The 18,913-nt window shown below is 60.3% G+C and carries 14 protein-coding genes; 8 read left to right on the top strand and 6 right to left on the bottom strand.

Features of this window, described 5'->3' with window-relative positions; translation table 11 throughout:
- Nucleotides 1-20: 20 nt before the first annotated feature.
- Complete coding sequence (locus ACNPAA_RS16165; protein ID WP_279988019.1) at nucleotides 21-2,834, top strand: M16 family metallopeptidase; 2,814 nt, start codon at nucleotides 21-23, stop codon at nucleotides 2,832-2,834.
- Between the two features lie 58 nt (nucleotides 2,835-2,892).
- A complete protein-coding gene (gene gshA, locus ACNPAA_RS16170; RefSeq protein ID WP_113978522.1) occupies nucleotides 2,893-4,491 on the top strand; it encodes a glutamate--cysteine ligase in 1,599 nt (532 codons plus the stop codon).
- A 118-nt stretch (nucleotides 4,492-4,609) separates the two neighbouring features.
- Here the strand turns inward: gshA and ACNPAA_RS16175 are convergent, their stop codons facing one another.
- Both ACNPAA_RS16175 and aspA read right to left on the bottom strand, forming a co-directional pair.
- Entirely contained in the window at nucleotides 4,610-5,929 is a 1,320-nt protein-coding gene (locus ACNPAA_RS16175) for an anaerobic C4-dicarboxylate transporter (RefSeq protein ID WP_010673132.1), read from the bottom strand.
- Nucleotides 5,930-6,059: 130 nt separating this feature from the next.
- Nucleotides 6,060-7,502: an aspartate ammonia-lyase gene (gene aspA / locus ACNPAA_RS16180; protein WP_010673133.1), complete on the bottom strand. Its 1,443-nt coding sequence runs from the start codon at nucleotides 7,500-7,502 to the stop codon at nucleotides 6,060-6,062.
- 449 nt (nucleotides 7,503-7,951) lie between these two features.
- On the opposite strand from aspA, the gene ACNPAA_RS16185 reads away from it, so the two are divergent.
- The gene (locus ACNPAA_RS16185; protein WP_045523285.1) at nucleotides 7,952-8,431 is read left to right on the top strand and encodes an FxsA family protein; all 480 of its coding nucleotides are present in this window, start codon (nucleotides 7,952-7,954) and stop codon (nucleotides 8,429-8,431) included.
- A 22-nt stretch (nucleotides 8,432-8,453) separates the two neighbouring features.
- Here ACNPAA_RS16185 and ACNPAA_RS16190 read toward each other — a convergent pair whose 3' ends face one another.
- Nucleotides 8,454-9,788: an MATE family efflux transporter gene (locus tag ACNPAA_RS16190; RefSeq protein WP_323937342.1), complete on the bottom strand. Its 1,335-nt coding sequence runs from the start codon at nucleotides 9,786-9,788 to the stop codon at nucleotides 8,454-8,456.
- A 242-nt stretch (nucleotides 9,789-10,030) separates the two neighbouring features.
- On the opposite strand from ACNPAA_RS16190, the gene ACNPAA_RS16195 reads away from it, so the two are divergent.
- The 5 genes from ACNPAA_RS16195 (at nucleotide 10,031) to ACNPAA_RS16215 (ending at nucleotide 14,798) form a co-directional block, all read left to right on the top strand.
- Nucleotides 10,031-10,324 carry a co-chaperone GroES gene (locus tag ACNPAA_RS16195; protein WP_005309514.1) on the top strand — a complete coding sequence of 98 codons (294 nt, stop codon included), beginning with the start codon at nucleotides 10,031-10,033 and terminating at the stop codon, nucleotides 10,322-10,324.
- Between the two features lie 43 nt (nucleotides 10,325-10,367).
- Nucleotides 10,368-12,002, top strand: coding sequence for a chaperonin GroEL (gene groL / locus ACNPAA_RS16200; protein ID WP_042864436.1), 1,635 nt, complete (start codon nucleotides 10,368-10,370; stop codon nucleotides 12,000-12,002).
- A 94-nt stretch (nucleotides 12,003-12,096) separates the two neighbouring features.
- Complete coding sequence (locus ACNPAA_RS16205; protein WP_029313815.1) at nucleotides 12,097-12,594, top strand: molybdopterin-binding oxidoreductase; 498 nt, start codon at nucleotides 12,097-12,099, stop codon at nucleotides 12,592-12,594.
- Between the two features lie 25 nt (nucleotides 12,595-12,619).
- Nucleotides 12,620-14,551, top strand: coding sequence for a putative bifunctional diguanylate cyclase/phosphodiesterase (locus ACNPAA_RS16210; RefSeq protein ID WP_039040011.1), 1,932 nt, complete (start codon nucleotides 12,620-12,622; stop codon nucleotides 14,549-14,551).
- Nucleotides 14,552-14,609: 58 nt separating this feature from the next.
- The gene (locus ACNPAA_RS16215; RefSeq protein ID WP_010673139.1) at nucleotides 14,610-14,798 is read left to right on the top strand and encodes a hypothetical protein; all 189 of its coding nucleotides are present in this window, start codon (nucleotides 14,610-14,612) and stop codon (nucleotides 14,796-14,798) included.
- Between the two features lie 64 nt (nucleotides 14,799-14,862).
- On the opposite strand, the gene rluA is transcribed toward ACNPAA_RS16215, so the two are convergent.
- From rluA to ACNPAA_RS16230, 3 genes are all read right to left on the bottom strand, one after another.
- Nucleotides 14,863-15,519, bottom strand: a complete 657-nt coding sequence (gene rluA, locus ACNPAA_RS16220) for a bifunctional tRNA pseudouridine(32) synthase/23S rRNA pseudouridine(746) synthase RluA (RefSeq protein WP_069784683.1) — start codon at nucleotides 15,517-15,519, stop codon at nucleotides 14,863-14,865.
- A gap of 113 nt (nucleotides 15,520-15,632) precedes the next feature.
- Nucleotides 15,633-18,500, bottom strand: a complete 2,868-nt coding sequence (gene rapA / locus ACNPAA_RS16225) for an RNA polymerase-associated protein RapA (RefSeq protein ID WP_161470501.1) — start codon at nucleotides 18,498-18,500, stop codon at nucleotides 15,633-15,635.
- Nucleotides 18,501-18,621: 121 nt separating this feature from the next.
- The coding region (locus tag ACNPAA_RS16230; RefSeq protein ID WP_417891866.1) for a hypothetical protein at nucleotides 18,622-18,913 on the bottom strand (292 nt) is incomplete at its 5' end.

Raw genomic sequence — 18,913 nt, forward strand, 5'->3', positions numbered from 1 at the left:
TTGTCACTCACGAGGTACCCGTGAACAAACTCATTCCATTAAGCATGCTGCTGGGCTTCTCTCTTCCCGTGCTGGCGGCCCCGACCCTGGTGTCCGAGCAGGTCAAGCAGGAGGGCAAGCTCGGCATTCCCTACCAGATGTACAAGCTGGACAACGGTTTGACCGTGATCCTGGCCCCCGACCACTCCGATCCCCTGGTGCATCTGGACGTCACCTATCACGTCGGCTCCTCCCGGGAAACCGTGGGCAAGTCGGGCTTTGCCCACTTCTTCGAGCACATGATGTTCCAGGGCTCCAAGCACGTTGGTGATCAGGAACACATGCGGATCATCAACGAGGCGGGCGGTGACATGAACGGCACCACCAACAAGGACCGTACCAACTACTACGAAACCGTGCCGGCCAACCAGCTGGAGAAGGTGCTCTGGCTGGAGGCGGATCGCATGGGCTTCCTGCTCGATGCGGTGAGCCAGAAGAAGTTCGAGATCCAGCGCGCCACCGTCAAGAACGAACGGGCCCAGCGTATCGACAACCAGCCTTATGGCCTGGTGGGCGAGCGGGTGGGGGAGGCACTCTATCCGCGCACCCACCCCTACTCCTGGCAACCCATCGGTTATGTGGAGGATCTCGACCGGGTCGACGTCAACGACCTCAAGCAGTTCTTCCTGCGCTGGTACGGTCCCAACAACGCGACCCTGACCCTGGGCGGCGACTTTGATACCAAGCAGGCGCTGGCCTGGATTGAGCAGTACTTCGGTTCCATCCCGCGCGGTCCGGACGTGGCAGAACCGACGCCTCAGCCTGCCACCCTGCCGGCAACCCGCTACGTGACGCTGGAAGACAAGGTGCATCTGCCGCTCCTGTATATCAGCTACCCGACCGTCTCCCTGGGTGACCCGCAGGAGCCGGCGCTGGACATCTTTGCCGATGTGCTGGGGGGCTCTGCCAGCTCCATGCTCTACCAGTCCCTGGTGAAAACCGGCAAGGCCATCGAGGCGGGTGCCTCCCACTCCTGCGAAGAGCTTGCCTGCACCCTGACGGTCTATGCCTACCCCAATCCGGCGGCGGATGGCAGCCTCAAGACCCTCAAGGGCGAGGTGGACAAGGTGATCGGCGAGTTTGCCCAGCGCGGCATCAAGCCCGCAGATCTGGAGAAGGCCATCAGCAGCTATCGCGCGTCCGCCATCTGGGGACTCGACAGCATCGAGGGCAAGGTCAGCCAGCTTGCCATGGGGCAGGTGCTGGCCCGGGATCCCGACTACGTGTTCAAGAATCTGGATGCCATTGCCCGGGTCAAGGGGTCTGACGTCAAGGCTGCCTACGACAAGTTCATCCAGAACAAGCCTGCCGTGGTGCTGAGCGTGGTGCCCAAGGGCAAGAGCGACTGGCAGGCCGCGACCCCGAACTTCACTCCCGCCAAGCGGGAGCTGCCGGATTACAGCAAGCATGACAAGGTGCTGGCCGAGCGGCCGGTGAAAGATGACTTCGATCGCAGCGTGCAGCCCAAGGCGGCCGATGCGGTGAGCGTCAAGGTCCCCGCCATCTGGCGTGGCAAGCTCGACAAGGGGATCGAGATCATCGGCACCCACAGCGACGAGATCCCGGCCGTCTCCATCATGATCGCCCTGCCGGGTGGCATCCGGGCCGAAGGCAAGGGAGAGCTGGGGCTGGCCAGCCTCACCGCCGCCATGCTGGAGCAGGGGACGATGCGCCTCTCCGAGGCCGAGCTGAGCGACGAGCTGCAAAAACTCGGCGCCAGCATCAGCGTCTCCAGCGCCCAGTACAACAACCTCATCACCATCAGCAGTCTGGCGGACAAGCTGCCCGAAACCCTGGCGCTGGTGCGGGAAGTGCTGCTGCAACCCGGCCTGCGGGAAGCGGACTTCGAGCGGCTCAAGACCCAGATGCTGCAAGGCATGAAACAGAGCGAGCAGCAACCCGAGTGGCTGGCGGGTCAGGCGTTCCGCGAACTGGTCTATGGCAAGCAGAACCGCCTCGGCCAACCCTCTGACGGGGTGCTGGCTGACGTGGAGAAGCTGACCCTGGCGGATGTGAAGCGCTTCTATGAGGCTTATTACAATCCGACCAATGCCAAGGTGGTGGTGACAGGTGATGTGACCGCCCAGCAGGTGGAATCCGGTCTCGCCTTCCTGACCCAGTGGCAGGGGGCGGCCCCGACCCTGGGGGATCTCAAGCCCGGGGGAGAGCAGGCCAAGCCAGGCATCTATCTGGTGGACAAGCCGGGAGCCCCCCAGTCGGTGATCCGTATCGGCCGTCGCGCCATGCCGTTTGACACCACGGGAGACTATTTCATCGCCAACCTGATGAACTTCAACCTGGGTGGTAACTTCAACAGCCGCATCAACCTCAACCTGCGGGAAGACAAGGGCTACACCTATGGTGCCAGCTCGGGTTTCCAGGCCAACCGCGAGGCGGGTGTCTTCGCGACCGGCGCCAACGTGCGCACCGATGCGACCGTGGATGCCATCCGCCAGTTCCTCAAGGAGATGGACGGCTACCGCAAGAGCGGGCCGACCCCGGTGGAGCTGGCCTACATGCGCAGCGCCGTCTCCCAGCAGGATGCGCTCTCCTACGAGACCCTGGGGCAGAAGGCTGGCTTCCTGCTGCAGATGATCATGTACGACCTGAAGCCGGACTATGTGCAGGCCCAGAACAACCTGATCAAAACGGTTTCGCCCGAGACGCTGAAGGCCAGTGCAGCCCGCTGGCTGGATCCGGCCGAGATGGTGATTGTGGTGGTGGGAGACAAGCAAAAGCTTGAAAAACCCCTGAGCGAGCTTCATCTTCCCATCTATCCACTGCAACTGCCCTGAGGGGCGTCGCAACAATAAGTGCCGCCCCGGGTGGGGCGGCCACACATGAGCCGTGAATATGACTACTACTAGCTTGTCGCTCACCGAGTTGCTGGCTGCGCTGGGCACCCCGGAACGGGTGACCGCCCTCAAGGGGATCCGGCGCGGGATCGAGCGCGAATGTCTGCGCATCACCCCCGAAGGGACCCTGGCCCAGACCGATCACCCCAGAAGCCTGGGGTCGGCCCTGACCCATGCCAACATCACCACCGACTACTCCGAGAGCCTGCTGGAGTTCATCACGCCGGCCACCGACTCCATCGAGAGCCTGATCGAGCAGCTCGGCGACATTCACCGCCACACCATTCATCATTTGGGAGAGGAGCGGATCTGGCCCCTCTCCATGCCCTGCTTCGTCGGTGACGAGGAGAGCATCCGCCTGGCCCAGTACGGCAGTTCCAACATCGGGCGGATGAAGACCCTCTATCGCCAGGGGCTGAAGAACCGCTACGGCAGCCTGATGCAGGTGATCGCCGGGGTGCACTTCAACTTCTCCATGCCGGACAGCTTCTGGTGCGAGTGGCAGGATCTGGTGGGAGAGGGCTGCTGCAGCCAGCGCTTCATCTCCGACAAGTACATGGGGCTTATTCGCAACGTCTACCGCTTCGGCTGGCTGGTGCCCTATCTGTTCGGCGCGTCTCCTGCCATCTGCGACTCCTTCCTCAAGGGGCGCAAGAGCAGCCTGCCGTTCCAGAAAACCGGCAAGGGCACCCTTTACCTGCCCTATGCCACGGCTCTGCGCCTGTCCGATCTCGGTTACACCAACAGCGCCCAGGCGGGGCTCAAGATCAGTCATGACAGCCTGCCGGCCTATGTGAGCAGTCTGCGCCGGGCCATCAATACCCATGACCCCGACTTCGCCAGGATAGGGGTCAAGGTGAACGGCGAGTACCGCCAGCTCAACGACAACGTGCTGCAGCTGGAGAACGAGCTCTACGCGCCGATCCGCCCCAAGCGCACCCCCCGCAGCGGCGAGAAGCCCTCGGATGCGCTGGAGCAGCGCGGCATCGAATACATCGAGCTGCGCACGGTGGACGTCAATCCCTTTACCCCGTTCGGTATCGAGGTGGATCAGATCCGCTTCTTCGATCTCTTCCTGGTCTGGTGCCTGTTGCGCCCGTCCCCCGTGCTCTCGGATGACGAGGTTGCCCGCAACCGCCGTAACCAGAACAAGGTGGTGCTGGAGGGGCGTCGCCCCGGCCTGACGCTTGAAGATGAGCAGGGCAATGCCATCGGCCTCAAGGAGTACGGCCTCAAGCTGTTCGACGAGTTGGCCGAGGTCGCTGCGCTGCTGGACCGCTGCTGTGGTCGCAACCGCTATCGCGAGACGCTGGCGATGCACCGTGAGAAGCTGCTCGACCCCGAGCAGACCTACTCCGCCCGCCTGCTCAAGCAGTTGCTTTCAAGCGGCCAGGACAACGGCTGCTTCGGCGATGCGCTGGCGAGCCGCTACCGGGAAGAGATGCTGGCCGGTGAGCTGCAGTACTGGGACGAGGCCTATTTTGCCGGCGAGGCACGGGACTCCCTGGCCAAGCAGCGGGAGCGGGAACGCAGTGACAGCCTGTCGTTCGACGACTTCCTGGCTGACTATTTCGGTACCCGCCAGACCACGGCCTGAGGATGCCGCCAGGATGACGAAAGCCGCTCCCGGGAGCGGCTTTTTCATGGGAGCCCGGCGGTGGCCTGGCATAAAAAAACGGCCCGTTCGGGCCGTTTTACATGGGGTGGTTCACCGGTCAGAGGATGAGACCACCGAAGAAGAAGCCGAGCGCCACTGCCATGGCGATGGTGGCCACACCCGGGATGAAGAAGGGGTGGTTGAACACGGCCTTGCCGATGCGGGTGGAGCCGGTGTCGTCCATCTCGACCGCGGCCAGCAGGGTCGGGTAGGTCGGCAGTACGAACAGGGCGCTCACGGCGGCGAAGGAGGCGATGGCCGCCAGCGGGCTGACACCCAGTGCCAGGGCGGCAGGCATCAGGGCCTTGGTGGTGGCACCTTGCGAGTAGAGCAGCATGGAGGAGAAGAACAGCACCACGGCCAGCAGCCAGCTGTATTGGCTCAGCAGATCGCCGGCGAACGCCTGGATCTCGACCATGTTGCCCTTCACGAAGACGTTGCCCAGCCAGGCCACGCCCAGCACGCAGATACAGGCGGACATACCGGACTTGAAGGTCGGCATGTTGGTGATCTGGGCCGCGTCCAGTTTGCAGAACAGGACCATCAGGGTAGCGGCGGAGAGCATGATGCCCATGATGGCGCCATCGCGGGGGATCGGCGGATTGCTGATGAGGCCGACGTTGCCGGAGATGGCGGTGGCATAGGCCATCACGGCCACGATGGAGGCGACGAAGATGCCGACGGAGAGCTTGGCATAAGGCTTGATCTCAACCTGGCTGGTACCGCGCAGCTTGATGAGTCCCTTGGCTTTGCGCTCCAGATAGACTTCGTCCTGATCCAGCGGCTTGCCCAGCAGGTTGGCGATGAAGGCCCCCAGCAGACAGGCGATGAAGCTGGACGGGATGCAGATGGCCAGCAGGGTCAGGTAGTCGACGCCAAGCGGCTCCAGCATGCCGGAGAAGGCGACCACGGCCGCCGAGATGGGGGAGGCGGTGATGGCAATCTGGGAGGCAACGACCGCGATGGAGAGCGGACGGGAGGGGCGAATGCCCTGCTCCTTGGCCACTTCGGCGATCACCGGCAGGGTGGAGAAGGCGGTGTGACCGGTACCGGCCAGCATGGTCATCAGGTAGGTGACGACCGGCGCGGCGAAGGTGATGTGCTTGGGATTCTTGCGCAGGGCTTTTTCGGCCAGGTGCACCAGATAATCCATCCCGCCAGCCAGCTGCATACAGGCAATGGCGCAGATGACGGACGCGATGATCATGATCACGTCCCACGGGAGATAGGTCACCAGCTGATCGCTCGGGATGGGCATGCCCAGCCCCCAGGTCAGTACCAGTACCCCAAGACCACCGGCAAAGCCGATACCGATACTGCCTATCCGGGCCCCCAGATAGATAGCGGCGAGCACGACAAGTAACTCGATTCCAATCATAGCGAACACTCCATTTTCCAGTTTTTTTAGGTTTTATTAGGCTGAAAAGCCAATTCCCGATGGGGCTGTGGAGAGACCGCTCGGGAATTGACTTTAAATGGGCCGGGATAACCCCGGCCCATCTGCTCGCTTATACGGTGGCTTCGCGGGTGTAACGCTTGGCTTTGTATTGCGGGTTCATCAGGTTCTCGATGGAGAGGATCTCGTCCAGCTGTTCGGCGGTCAGCAGGCCGCGTTCCAGCACGACTTCGCGGACGTTCTTGCCGGTCTGGGCACAGATCTTGCCGACGATATCGCCTTCATGGTGACCGATGAAGGGGTTCAGGTAGGTCACGATGCCGATGGAGTTCAGCACGTGGTTCATGCAGATGTCCGGGTTGGCGGTGATGCCTTCCACGCACTTCTCGCGCAGGGAGATGCAGGCTTTTTCCATCAGGCTCAGGGATTCGAACATGGCCTGACCAATCACCGGCTCCATGACGTTCAGCTGCAGCTGACCGGCCTCGGCGGCGAAGGTGATGGTGACGTCGTTGCCGAATACCTTGAAGCAGGACTGGTTGACCACTTCCGGAATGACCGGGTTGACCTTGGCCGGCATGATGGAGGAGCCAGCCTGCATTTCCGGCAGGTTGATCTCTTTGAGCGCGGTGCGCGGGCCGGAGGAGAGCAGACGCAGGTCATTACAGATCTTGGAGAGCTTCATGGCCAGGCGCTTGACCGCACCGTGCAGCATCACATAGGCGCCGCAGTCGGAGGTCGCTTCGATGAGGTCCTCTGCCGGCACGTAGGCACGACCGGTGATCTCGGCCAGACGCTTGATGGCAAGACCGGAGTACTCGGGCGGAGTGTTCAGACCGGTACCGATGGCGGTGGCGCCCAGGTTCACTTCCAGCAGCAGCTCCTGGCAACGCTTGATGGATTTGATCTCTTCACGCAGGGTGACGGCGAAGGCGTGGAACTCCTGACCCAGGGTCATGGGCACGGCGTCCTGCAACTGGGTACGGCCCATTTTCAGGATATGTTTGAATTCCTTGGCTTTGACATCGAAGGCGGCGATGAGGGCTTCCAGAGCGTGCAGGGTGGTGTCGGTGCTGTTGACCACGGCCACGCGGAAACCGGTGGGGTAGGCATCGTTGGTGGACTGGCACTTGTTGACGTGATCGTTGGGGTTGATGACGTCGTAGCGGCCCTTTTCAAGTCCCATCAGCTCGAGGGCGATATTGGCCAGCACTTCGTTGGTGTTCATGTTGACGGAGGTACCGGCGCCGCCCTGATAGACATCGACCGGGAACTGATCGAAGCACTTGCCGGTGTTCAGCATCAGGTCGCAGGCTTCGACAATCTTGTCTGCGATCTCGGGACGGATGGTGCCCAGCTCACCGTTGGCCAGTGCAGCCGCCTTCTTGGTCAGGACCATGCCACGAACAAACTCGGGAACGTCAGAAATCTTCTGAGTGCTGATCTTGAAGTTCTCAACAGCGCGCAGGGTGTGCACGCCGTAGTAGAGGTCGTTGGAAACTTCTTTGGTGCCCAGCAGGTCTTCTTCAATGCGGACGTTCTTGATGTCGCTCATTGTTATGCCTCAGAAATCAAATAAATGGAAACGATCCTCACCGAGTGGTCGCGATTTCCCTACGCACATTTCATCCTGAAGCACCACACATCGGGTGGGGCAGTTGGGAGCCAGTTGCTCCCTGTGCAATGACTGGTGTTGATGTTACCCCAATTGAGGTATCCGGTATTAGACCTGGATCACTAAATTTGAGGCAACCTCAAATTTCTTGTGGTCATTAAACAGATATTGCAATCGGGCGATTAACTTTGACAGAACAACCACCTCAATCCCAGTTGGGCGGACAAATATTTATCCGTATTCCGGGGCCTGCGGCAGGAGAGGCTTGAAAAATGATCAACCAGCCCCATTTTAATGTCAGAAGACCTGAACCCGGCGCGTCAGCATCAGCGATGTGCGGCTGCCGACCGGACACCCCGGGTCCATTCATTCATCGCTCCGAGGTTGCTATGGGCAAGTTGTTACTGTTGTTGGTCGGGCTGGTATTGCTGGAGCTCACCGTCATGATCAAGGTGGGCTCCGTGATCGGGGCCTTGCCAACCGTTGGCTTGCTGGTACTGACCGCCGTGCTGGGATCGTCGCTGGTGCGCAGCGAGGGGATCAAGACCCTGCTCACTGCCCAGCAGAAGATGCAGTTGGGGGAGATGCCTGGCCGCGAGGTGATGGGTGGCATGATGCTGGCGCTGGCGGGCTTGCTGCTGATTATCCCGGGATTTGTGAGCGATATTGTCGGCATCCTGCTGCTGCAGCCCTGGCTGCGCAACATGCTGGCCGACAAGCTGATTGGCAGCAATCAGTTCAGGATGCAGATGGGGGGCTTCCAGGCTCGCCAGCAGCCGTTCGAGCCGGGTCCCGGCGATGACAGGCCCGGACAATCCCCGCGAGCGGGTGGCAACACCATCGAAGGGGAGTTCGAACGCAAAGAGTAATCGCGAGCCTCGGGCTGTGCCGTCAGGATCTCCCCTCATGGCACAGCCGCTCGAATCTGTGGCGGGCATACCCCCATGCCAGCAATCCGGCGGCCAGGTTCGCCAGCAGCATCCCCAGATAGATCCCCTGTTCTCCCCCCAGTTTTGCCCCCAGCCAGGCCCCTGGCAGCAAGAAGACAAACAGTCTGATACCGTTTATCAGCAGTGACACCGCCGATGCCCTGACGCCGTTGAGCGCCGATGCCAACAGCATCACCATGCCCTGAAAGCCGTAGCCAATGGGGACCAGATGCAGATAGAGCACGATGAGTATCACCACTTGCGGATGATCGCTGAACAGCTCGGCGATGAAGGGGGCGAGAAGCCAGGTCAGCGCGTAGACCCCAAGCTGGAATATCAGGGCGAAGCGCATGCAGAGCAGCAGGGCGGCCTTGGCTCGGGCCGGATTCCCGGCGCCGCAGTTCTGCGAGATGAAGGGGGCCAGCACGGAGGAGAGCGCCATCATCACGATGAGCAGCAAGGCCTCGACCCGGGATGCCGCGCCGTAGGCGGCGACCACCTCGGTTCCCAGCCCGGCGAAAATGATCATCAACACGGCGTTGGCCAGTGGGTTGAGCATGTTGGTAAACGATGCGGGCACAGCCACATGGAGCAGGGCGCGCCAATGGGCCAGCAACTGCGGGCGCGGGGAGAGGTGCCAGCGCAGCAGGCCCTCGCGGTGGCGCAATATATAGAGGCTGACCAGCATGGCCATCAGCCAGGAGAGGGTGGTGGCGATGGCGGCGCCCCGAATGCCCCACTCGGGGAAGGGGCCCGGCCCGAAGATGAGCAGAGGATCCAGCACGCCGTTGACCAGACCGGCGACCCCCATCACCAGACTGGGGGTCTTGGTATCCCCCGTGGTCCGGATGGCCGCATTGCCGACCATGGGCACGACCAGCATGGGGACGGTCAGATACCAGATGAGCATGTAATCGTGGATGAGGGAGATGAGCTCGGGGCTGGCCCCCAGCAGGGTGAACAGAGGGGTAATGGTCATTGCCCCCAGTCCGGCAAGCAGACTCACCAGGATGACGGCGAGGAACAGGCAGTCTGTGGTGATGCGGGCTGCCTCGTCGTGGCGACCCTGCCCCAGGGCATGACCGAGCAGGGCGCACAGGCCCGCGCCCAGCCCCATGGTCAGGGAGGTGACCACGAAGGTGACCGGGAAGGTGAAGCTGATGGCGGCCAGCGCCTGGGTACCCAGCATGCCGATGAAGAAGGTATCGACCAGGTTGAAGGCCAGGATGGCGATGATGCCCAGGATCATGGGGCCCGTCATGCGCAGCAGCATGGGCGTCATGGGGGCGGTCAGCATGGGGTTGGGTCGGCTCAAGGCAGAGTCTCTAGGTGCTTTGGGCCTGAATGCTGGCCGTCTCCATCCGCCTTCCTGATTGGGGATGGGTGATCCATCGAAGGTGTTCATAGTACGTGAAAATATTTTTTTTGTATTTGCCCTTGAAGGGCTAGCCCTGTTGCCCCAGATCAGGGGCATGACAAATTTGGCCGATTGCGGCCATTCCTCAAGCAACACAGAGACTCATTTTGGGAGAGTTATCGATGAAAATTCGTCCACTGCACGACCGCGTCATCATCAAGCGCATCGAAGCTGAAGCCAAATCCGCTGGCGGCATCGTCTTGACTGGCACTGCGGCCCAGAAGTCCACCCGTGGTGAAGTTCTTGCCGTGGGGACTGGTCGAATTCTGGACAATGGGGATGTCAAAGCACTGGCCGTCAAGGTGGGTGACAAGGTGATCTTCAACGAAGGCTACGGCGTGAAGACCGAAAAGCTGGATGGCCAGGACGTACTGATCCTGTCCGAGACCGACATCCTGGCGATTGTCGAAGAGTAATCACCCTCCCTCTTTTCCCGAATTGATTTAAGGATTGAAGAACATGGCAGCTAAAGAAGTTAAGTTTGGCAACGAAGCTCGCATCAAAATGCTGGAAGGCGTCAACATCCTGGCCGATGCCGTCAAGGTGACCCTGGGCCCGAAAGGCCGCAACGTGGTGCTGGACAAGTCCTTCGGCGCCCCGACCATCACCAAGGATGGCGTCTCCGTTGCCCGTGAAATCGAACTGGAAGACAAGTTCCAGAACATGGGTGCCCAGATGGTCAAGGAAGTCGCTTCCAAGGCCAATGATGCCGCCGGTGACGGTACCACCACTGCCACCGTACTGGCTCAAGCCATCGTCAACGAAGGCCTGAAGGCCGTTGCCGCCGGCATGAATCCCATGGATCTGAAGCGTGGTATCGACAAGGCCGTTGTGGCTGCCGTTGCCGAGCTGCAAGCTCTGTCCACCCCTTGTGCCGACAACAATGCCATCGCCCAGGTAGGCACCATCTCCGCCAACTCCGACGAGAAGGTCGGCAAGCTGATTGCCGAAGCCATGGACAAGGTCGGTCGTGACGGCGTCATCACCGTGGAAGATGGTCAGGGCTTGGAAGACGAGCTGGCGGTGGTAGAAGGCATGCAGTTCGACCGCGGCTACCTCTCCCCTTACTTCGTGAACAAGCCGGAAACCGGCTCCGTCGAACTGGATGACCCCTTCATCCTGCTGGTGGACAAGAAAGTCTCCAACATCCGCGAAATGCTGCCGGTGCTGGAAGGTGTGGCCAAGGCGGGCAAACCGCTGATCATCGTGGCCGAAGACGTGGAAGGCGAAGCACTGGCGACCCTGGTGGTCAACACCATGCGTGGCATCGTGAAAGTGGCCGCCGTCAAGGCGCCGGGCTTCGGTGATCGCCGCAAGGCCATGCTGCAGGATATCGCCATCCTGACCGGTGGTACCGTGATCTCCGAAGAAGTGGGCATGGAGCTGGAAAAAGCGACCCTGGAAGATCTGGGCCGTGCCAAGCGCATCGTCATCACCAAAGAGAACACCACCATCATCGATGGCGTGGGTGATGCTGCCCTGATCGAAAGCCGCGTGGCCCAGATCCGTCAGCAGATCGAAGAGACCTCTTCCGATTACGACCGTGAGAAGCTGCAAGAGCGCGTGGCCAAGCTGGCCGGCGGTGTTGCCGTGATCAAGGTGGGTGCTGCCACTGAAGTTGAAATGAAAGAGAAGAAAGCCCGTGTTGACGATGCCCTGCACGCCACTCGCGCAGCCGTGGAAGAAGGCGTGGTTGCCGGTGGTGGTGTAGCGCTGGTGCGCGTTGCTGCCAAGCTGGCCTCGCTGCGTGGTGACAACGAAGACCAGAACGTCGGCATCAAGGTTGCCCTGCGCGCCATGGAAGCCCCGCTGCGTCAAATCGTCATCAACGCCGGCGAAGAAGCCTCCGTCATCGCCAATGCCGTGAAGAACGGTGAAGGCAACTACGGTTACAACGCCTACACCGAACAATACGGCGACATGCTGGCCATGGGTATCCTGGATCCGACCAAGGTAACCCGTTCTGCCCTGCAGTTCGCCTCGTCCGTCGCTGGCCTGATGATCACCACAGAGTGCATGATCTCCGAGCTGCCGAAGAAAGATGCACCTGCCATGCCTGATATGGGTGGCATGGGCGGTATGGGTATGATGTAATCCCGTCAAGTCATCAAACGGCTCGCTTTTGCGGGCCGTTTTTTTTAGTGCTACTAAGCTGAAGTTGTTGATAGTGAAATGATCTGAGGTGAACATGCGATACTTAGGGCTTCTCCCGTTACTCCTTTCCCTGGCCTTGCCGGGCATGGCGCAGGCGACACCACAGGGGCCGGTCATTCTCAAGGTGACGGGGAATCTGGATCCTGCCGATCCGGCAGATGGAGAGGTGCTGTTCGATATGGCCATGATCCAGGCGCTGCCGCAGCATGAGGTGGTGACGAGCAATCCCTGGGTGGACAAACCGCACAAATACGTGGGGCCGAAACTGGCGGACGTGCTGACTGAGGTGAAGGCCAACGGCAAGAGCATCACGCTCACCGCCCTGAACAGTTTCCAGATCCGGATCAACTGGGATAAGGTCAAGCAATACGATCCTATCCTGGCCTGGCAGGATGACGGGATGACCATGCGGGTACGTGACAAGGGGCCGCTCTGGTTTATCCTGCCACTGGATCAGCATCCCGAACTCAGGCGTTCCGAGTTCACCGACATGATGATCTGGCAACTGAGTGCGATCGACATTCAGCAGTAAAAACGGTGGTTTACGGGAGTACTGGGTGAAAGCGAAGACCAGGGCCTGGCCCTTACTCGGCGTTCTTTATCTATCCATTCTGTTGTTCACGGGTAGCACCCTCTATTGCCTGGTGCAGATACAAAATGCGACCCGGGTGATGGAGAAGTACACCTATGACGTCTCATGGGCATTGATGCAGTTGCAGCTCGAGTTGGGCCGCTTTCTCAATGCCGTCGAGATTTACCACTATGGCGGCATAGACCAGGAAGCCCTGCTGCTTCGCTATGACATTCTCTGGAGTCGTACCCCCATTCTCCTGAGCGGCCAATTGAGAAAAAGCCTCGCGGACAATCCGAAGACGCTGCGGCTGGTGAAACTGACTGAAAGCAGTATCCGCAAGCTGGAGCCTGATTTGGTCAAACTCAAACCGGGGACGCCGGATTACCAACAAGTCATGATGACACTGGCGCCCTTGCAGGAACCCCTCTCTTACTCTCTTGCTTCCGTCATGCAGAACAACATCAACGTCTATACGGGCAACGACGCGCGTTTTGGCCAGTTGCGCAATGCCCTGCTGTTCATGGTGTCGGGGCTGGTGGTGTCCGTCATTCTGCTCAGCGGGCTGCTGGTGCGAGAAGCCAGGCGCCATTTCAGGACCGCTAGGATCGATCCCCTCACCGGGCTCGCCAACCGGCTGGCGTTGCTGGAAAAGATGGATGCCTACGTCACCCGTGACACCTCCTTCGGACTGGTGCTGGTCGACATCAACGACTTTCGCGATATCAACAGCAAGTTTGGCTATAACACAGGGGACCTCCTGCTGCAGGAGGTGGCAAAGCGGCTGCGCGCCCTGTGCGAAAACGGGGAGTGGGTGGCGCGTTTGGGGGGAGATCAGCTTGCCATGCTGCAACGGGAGGGGAGCGATCTTCGTCAGGTCAGGGAGCTCGTGGCCAGAGTGCTCCACTCCATCAAGCAAGACATCATCATCGACAACTACCCTTTCCGGCTTGAGGTCGGTATTGGTATCGCCTTCTTCCCGACCGACAGCAACCAGACCCAGGAGTTGCTCAGCCGGGCGGAGCAGGCCCTCTCTCACAGCCGCAAGACCCATGTTCCCTATGTCATCTATGACAGTTCCCTGCTCAACGAGACGGCCAGGCGCAAGCATCTTGCGTCCGACATGGTGATGGCGCTGGAGCACAATGCGCTCGAGCTCTATTACCAGCCCATCGTCAATCTGGAAAGTGGCCGCTGTGAAGCCGTGGAGGCGCTGCTGCGCTGGCGCCATCCCGAGCTTGGCTTTATTCCCCCCAACGAGGTGATCCAGGTGGCGGAAGAGTTCCAGCTGGCCGAGAAACTGGGTGGCTGGGTATTGAATACCGCATGTGAGCAACTTCATCAGTGGCAGCACCTGGGTTTGGTGGACTTGCAGATGTGCGTGAACATCTCCCCGGGCATGTACCAGCGCAACCTCTTGAAGCTGGTGGCCAGAGCGCTGATGGAGCACCATATTCCCGCATCCAGCCTGGTGCTGGAGGTGACGGAAGACACCACCATGCGCGAGGTCAAGAACTCGCTGCAGTTGATGCAGGATCTCAGCCAGCAAGGGGTACATCTGGCCCTTGACGACTTCGGCACCGGCTACTCCTCCCTCAGCTATCTGCAGAAGCTGCCGGTGAGCAAGGTGAAGATAGACAGGTCCTTCATCCAGGGTATCGACACCTCGATCGAGGCGGCCGAACTGGTCGCCAACATCTGCCGTATGGGCTCCATGCTTGGCAAGAAACTGGTATGTGAAGGGATCGAGACTCAGGGGCAGCTCGATGTGCTGCGTTCATTGACCGACATACATCTGTATGGGCAGGGATATCTGTTCAGTCGCCCGGAGCATGCTGAAAAGGCCTATCAGACATTGCTGGAGATGGAAGAGCGCTGGTTGGCCCGGCGCTCGCCGGACAAGGCATATCTGCGTTGAACGATATGGCTCATGTCTCACCGGGCCCGGCCGATAGTCTCTTGGCAGGAGGTACACAATGGATATTTCTAGTTCTGCAAATGCGTCGTTCGGTTCTGCACTGATGGTGGCCAGCCTGGCCAAAAAGCAGCAGACCCAGGAAGGCGAATCCGCACTGAAACTGCTGGAAACAGCAGCGCAATCCGCTCCGGCTGCGCCGACATCGGCCAGTGCTTCCCTCGGAAGCAAGATCGATATCCGCGTCTGAGCGATAAAAAAGCCCCCATCTCTCGATGGGGGCTTTCTTTTTATTGGGCTGTTATCTGCCAGGCTCAGACCGGGAAAGGGGCCGGTGCCTCGAAGGTCATCCGCTCGCCGCTTCTGGGGTGGCTGATGGTCAGGCTGGCCGCATGAAGATAAAGGTGCGGTGCAGCCGCCAGCGCATCCGGGTTGGCGTAGAGGTTGTCGCCGAGGATGGGGTGACCCAGCTCCAGCATGTGTACCCGCAGTTGATGGGAGCGACCGGTAATCGGGGTCAGCTTGATCAGGCTGTTGCCGTTCTCCACCTTCAGCTTTTGCCACAGGGTGAGGGCATGACGCCCCTCCTCAAAATCCACCTTCTGCTTCGGCCGGTTGGGCCAGTCGACGCAGAGCGGCAGATCCACTTCACCTGCATCCAGCGCCGGTTCACCCCACACCCAGGCGAGGTAGTGCTTCTCGGTCTCCCGCTCGCGGAATTGCCGGCTCAGCTCCCGGTGGGAGTTGGGGTTGAGCGGGATCACCAGCACGCCGGTGGTCGCCATGTCGAGGCGATGGGCAGCCGCCGCCTTTGGGTGCTGCTGCTTGACCCGATGGAGCACGCTGTCTTCATTCTCGGGGCCGCGCCCGGGGACGCTCAGCAGGCCAGTGGGCTTGTTGACCACCATGATGTCCTTGTCCTTGAACAGGATATCGAGCCAGGGTTCCAGGGGCGGGGAGTATACAAACATAGCGTCTCGCATCTTGGGTCAAAGCGGGGGCAAGCCCCCATCAGTTATGGGTAACCACGATAAAAAGTGCATGGCAGCCAACTCGCGTTGGGTTTGGCCATTTCACCGTTTTATCAGTTATGGGTCACCACAATAAAGCGGATGGCATCCAGCTTGAGTTGGGTCTGGTCGATCAGGTGGTGCAATTCTGCCTGCAAATTGCGCAGATAATCCAGTTCGCTGTCGCGCACATTCGGGTTGACCGCCTTGAGTGCCTCCAGCCTGTCCAGATCCTGCTGCAGGGTCTGCGCCATCTGGGCACGGGCCTTGTCTACAATCCCGGCTTTCAGTTCGTTGGCAATGACCTCGCCCTTGCCAATCAGGCCGTGGATCACCGGCTGGGATGCGGTAACCAGCTTGCTGCCAAGGTGGCGGTTGACCGGTGTCAGCTGGCGGTTGAAGGCATCAAACGCCACCTTCTCTCCCAGATTCTGGCCGTTCTTGTCCATCAGCAGACGGATCGGCGTCGGCGGCATGAAACGGTAGAGCTGGGGATGGGCCGCAGACTCGGCAACGAAGATCAGCTCAAGCAGGATGGAGCCGACCGGCAGAGCCTTGTTCTTGAGCAGTGCCACCGAGGTGGCACCGATCTCGGAACCCAGGATCAGGTCGATACCGCCGCGCATCATGGGGTGATCCCAGGAGAGCAGCGCCATGTCATCCCGCGACAGGGCGGTGTTGCGATCGAAGGTGATGGTCATGCCGTCTTGCGGCAGGCCCGGGAAGCTCGGCACCAGCATGTGATCCCCGGGAGTCAGCACCAGCGCATTTTCACCACGATCATCCTGGTTGACGCCGATCTCGTCGAACATCTTGAGGGCGAAGGAGATCATGCCGGTGTCGTCATCTTCGGCGGCGAGCTTCTCGACCAGCTGCTGGGCGGCCTCGCCACCGCTGGAGTGGATTTCCAGCAGGCGATCGCGACCCTGTTCCAGCCGGGCCTTGAGCGGCTCGTGCAGTTCGCGGGTCTTGACCAGCAGGGCGTCGAGGGGGCCCTGCTCGCCGGTGTTGGCGGCCAGCAGCTCGAACAGCTCCTCACGTACCGCTTCGAACACCGGGCGGGCCGTCGGGCAGGTCTGCTCGAATGCATCCAGACCATCGTGATACCAGAGCAGCAGGGCGCACTGGGCAGTCCCTTCCAGATAGGGAACGTGGATCTCGACGGTATTCTGCTGACCGATACGATCCAGTCGGCCGATACGCTGTTCCAGCAGATCCGGGTTGAGTGGCAGATCGAACAGCACGAGATGGCTGGCAAACTGGAAGTTGCGACCTTCTGAGCCGATCTCGGAGCAGAGCAGCACCTGAGCGCCCCCCTCAGCTTGAGCGAAATAGGCGGAGGCCTTGTCCCGCTCGAGGATCGACATCCCTTCGTGGAACACGGCGCCACGGATCCCTTCACGTGTGCGCAGCGCCTCTTCCAGGGCGATGGCGGTGGCTGCTTCGGAGCAGATCACCAGCACCTTCTGCTGACGGGCGGAGAGCAGCAGTTCCAGCAACCATTCGACGCGCGGGTCGAACTGGGTCCAGGTAGCGTTGTCGCCTTCGAACTGCTGGAAGATCTTCTCGGGATAGAGGTAGCGCAGGGCACGGGTCTGCAGATCGCCGCCATTGCCACCCATCATGCCCATCACCTTGATGGCGGTCTTGTACTGCTCCGGCAGCGGCATGGGGTAGACGTTGAGGTGGCGCTCCGGGAAGCCCTGAATATTGGCGCGGCTGTTACGGAACAGCACCCGGCCGGTGCCATGCTGATCCAGCAGCTTGGCAACTGCCTGCTGACGGGCGGCCGCATCAGTGAGATCCAGCCCATCCAGCTGGCTGGCGAGGATCTGCCTGGCTTCATCGCTCAGGGTCTCGCCATCCAGCAGCTCTTGCGCGGCGCTGGCAACCTGACCATAGGCCTGCTCCTCGGCGAGGAAGGCGTCGTAGTCGTAGAAACGCTCGGGGTCGAGCAGGCGCAGACGGGCAAAGTGGCTCTGGTGGCCCAGCTGATCCGGGGTTGCGGTCAGCAGCAGCACGCCCGGCACCTGTTCGGCCAGCGCTTCCACCATTTCATAGGCACGGCTCGGCGCCTCTTCGCTCCACTCCAGATGGTGCGCTTCATCGACAACCAGCAGATCCCACTCGGCTTCCAGTACCTGTTCGAAGCGACGACGCTTCTTGCGCAGGAAGTCGAGGCTACAGATCACCAGCTGTTCGGTCTCGAAGGGGTTCTCCGCATCGGCGAACGCCTCGATGCAGCGCTCCTCGTCAAACAGGGAGAAGTGCAGGTTGAAACGGCGCAGCATCTCGACCAGCCACTGGTGCTGGAGCGTTTCGGGCAGCAGGATCAGCACCCGATGGGCGCGGCCGGAGAGCAACTGCTGGTGAATGATCATGCCTGCTTCGATGGTCTTGCCCAGACCCACCTCGTCTGCCAGCAATACGCGCGGGGCGTAGCGGTGACCCACTTCATGGGCGATGTAGAGCTGGTGCGGGATCAGACTGACTTTCCCGCCAGCCAGGCCGCGAGTCGGGTTGCGGCGACGCTGGTGCTGGTTGACCAGCGCTTCGTAGCGCAGGGTAAAGCGGGACATCCGGTCAATCTGGCCGGCGAACAGGCGATCCTGCGGCTTGTTGAACTTGATGAAGTTGTTGAGAAACACTTCCTTGAGGGCAATCGGCTCACCATTGTCGGTGCGAACACCTACATATATAAGCAGGCCATCTTTCTCCTGCACTTCATCGACCGTCATGGTCCAGTCTTCGTGGCTGGCTATCTGATCGCCCACATTGAAGCTGACCCGGGTGACCGGTGCCTCTTCTTTGGCATACATACGGTTTTCACCGGTAGCCGGAAACAACAGGGTAACCATGCGTCCTTCAACAGCAACGACAGTCCCCAAACCCAGATCCGTCTCTGTATCACTAATCCAACGCTGGCCAAGTGCAAAAGGCATTAAACTCTCCAAAGCCCAAGAGTGTGAGAATCGCAAAGGGGCGCTATGTTACCCGAAGGCGGAAAGCCGATCATCATGGTTGTGCTGCAAGGGAAAGCCAAACTGATACAAGCTTGATCTGTCAACCTGCCGGCCTCAATACAGCATCCGGAATACCAATCTGCAGACCCTTTTCGTGCATTAATTCATCGTCGTGGTCGCTTTGTAAGCGGTTGAACGATGAAAGCCATCTTTTTGCAATTATCTCCTTGCCAGAACGAATTCGCTCCCTATAATGCGCCTCCATCGACACGGCAAGCGGCAACGCAAACAAGCCGGTCGGTAGCCTCGAAAAGCCTTTGAAAATAAGGCTTGACTCGAGAAGGCGGTTGAGTAGAATGCCACTCCCGCAGCAGCCAAAAGCTGCGTCGCTC

The organism is Aeromonas sp. PS2Canimalfood6 (genome assembly GCF_048276795.1).
GTDB classification, from domain to species: domain Bacteria; phylum Pseudomonadota; class Gammaproteobacteria; order Enterobacterales; family Aeromonadaceae; genus Aeromonas; species Aeromonas caviae.

Bases quoted from the DNA above. Each gene is read 5' to 3' on its own strand.
- gshA (WP_113978522.1), top strand. From the start codon at position 2,893: ATGACTACTACTAGCTTGTCGCTCACCGAGTTGCTGGCTGCGCTGGGC.
- ACNPAA_RS16175 (WP_010673132.1), bottom strand. From the start codon at position 5,929: ATGATTGGAATCGAGTTACTTGTCGTGCTCGCCGCTATCTATCTGGGG.
- aspA (WP_010673133.1), bottom strand. From the start codon at position 7,502: ATGAGCGACATCAAGAACGTCCGCATTGAAGAAGACCTGCTGGGCACC.
- ACNPAA_RS16185 (WP_045523285.1), top strand. From the start codon at position 7,952: ATGGGCAAGTTGTTACTGTTGTTGGTCGGGCTGGTATTGCTGGAGCTC.
- ACNPAA_RS16190 (WP_323937342.1), bottom strand. From the start codon at position 9,788: ATGCTGACCGCCCCCATGACGCCCATGCTGCTGCGCATGACGGGCCCC.
- ACNPAA_RS16195 (WP_005309514.1), top strand. From the start codon at position 10,031: ATGAAAATTCGTCCACTGCACGACCGCGTCATCATCAAGCGCATCGAA.
- groL (WP_042864436.1), top strand. From the start codon at position 10,368: ATGGCAGCTAAAGAAGTTAAGTTTGGCAACGAAGCTCGCATCAAAATG.
- ACNPAA_RS16205 (WP_029313815.1), top strand. From the start codon at position 12,097: ATGCGATACTTAGGGCTTCTCCCGTTACTCCTTTCCCTGGCCTTGCCG.
- ACNPAA_RS16215 (WP_010673139.1), top strand. From the start codon at position 14,610: ATGGATATTTCTAGTTCTGCAAATGCGTCGTTCGGTTCTGCACTGATG.
- rluA (WP_069784683.1), bottom strand. From the start codon at position 15,519: ATGTTTGTATACTCCCCGCCCCTGGAACCCTGGCTCGATATCCTGTTC.
- rapA (WP_161470501.1), bottom strand. From the start codon at position 18,500: ATGCCTTTTGCACTTGGCCAGCGTTGGATTAGTGATACAGAGACGGAT.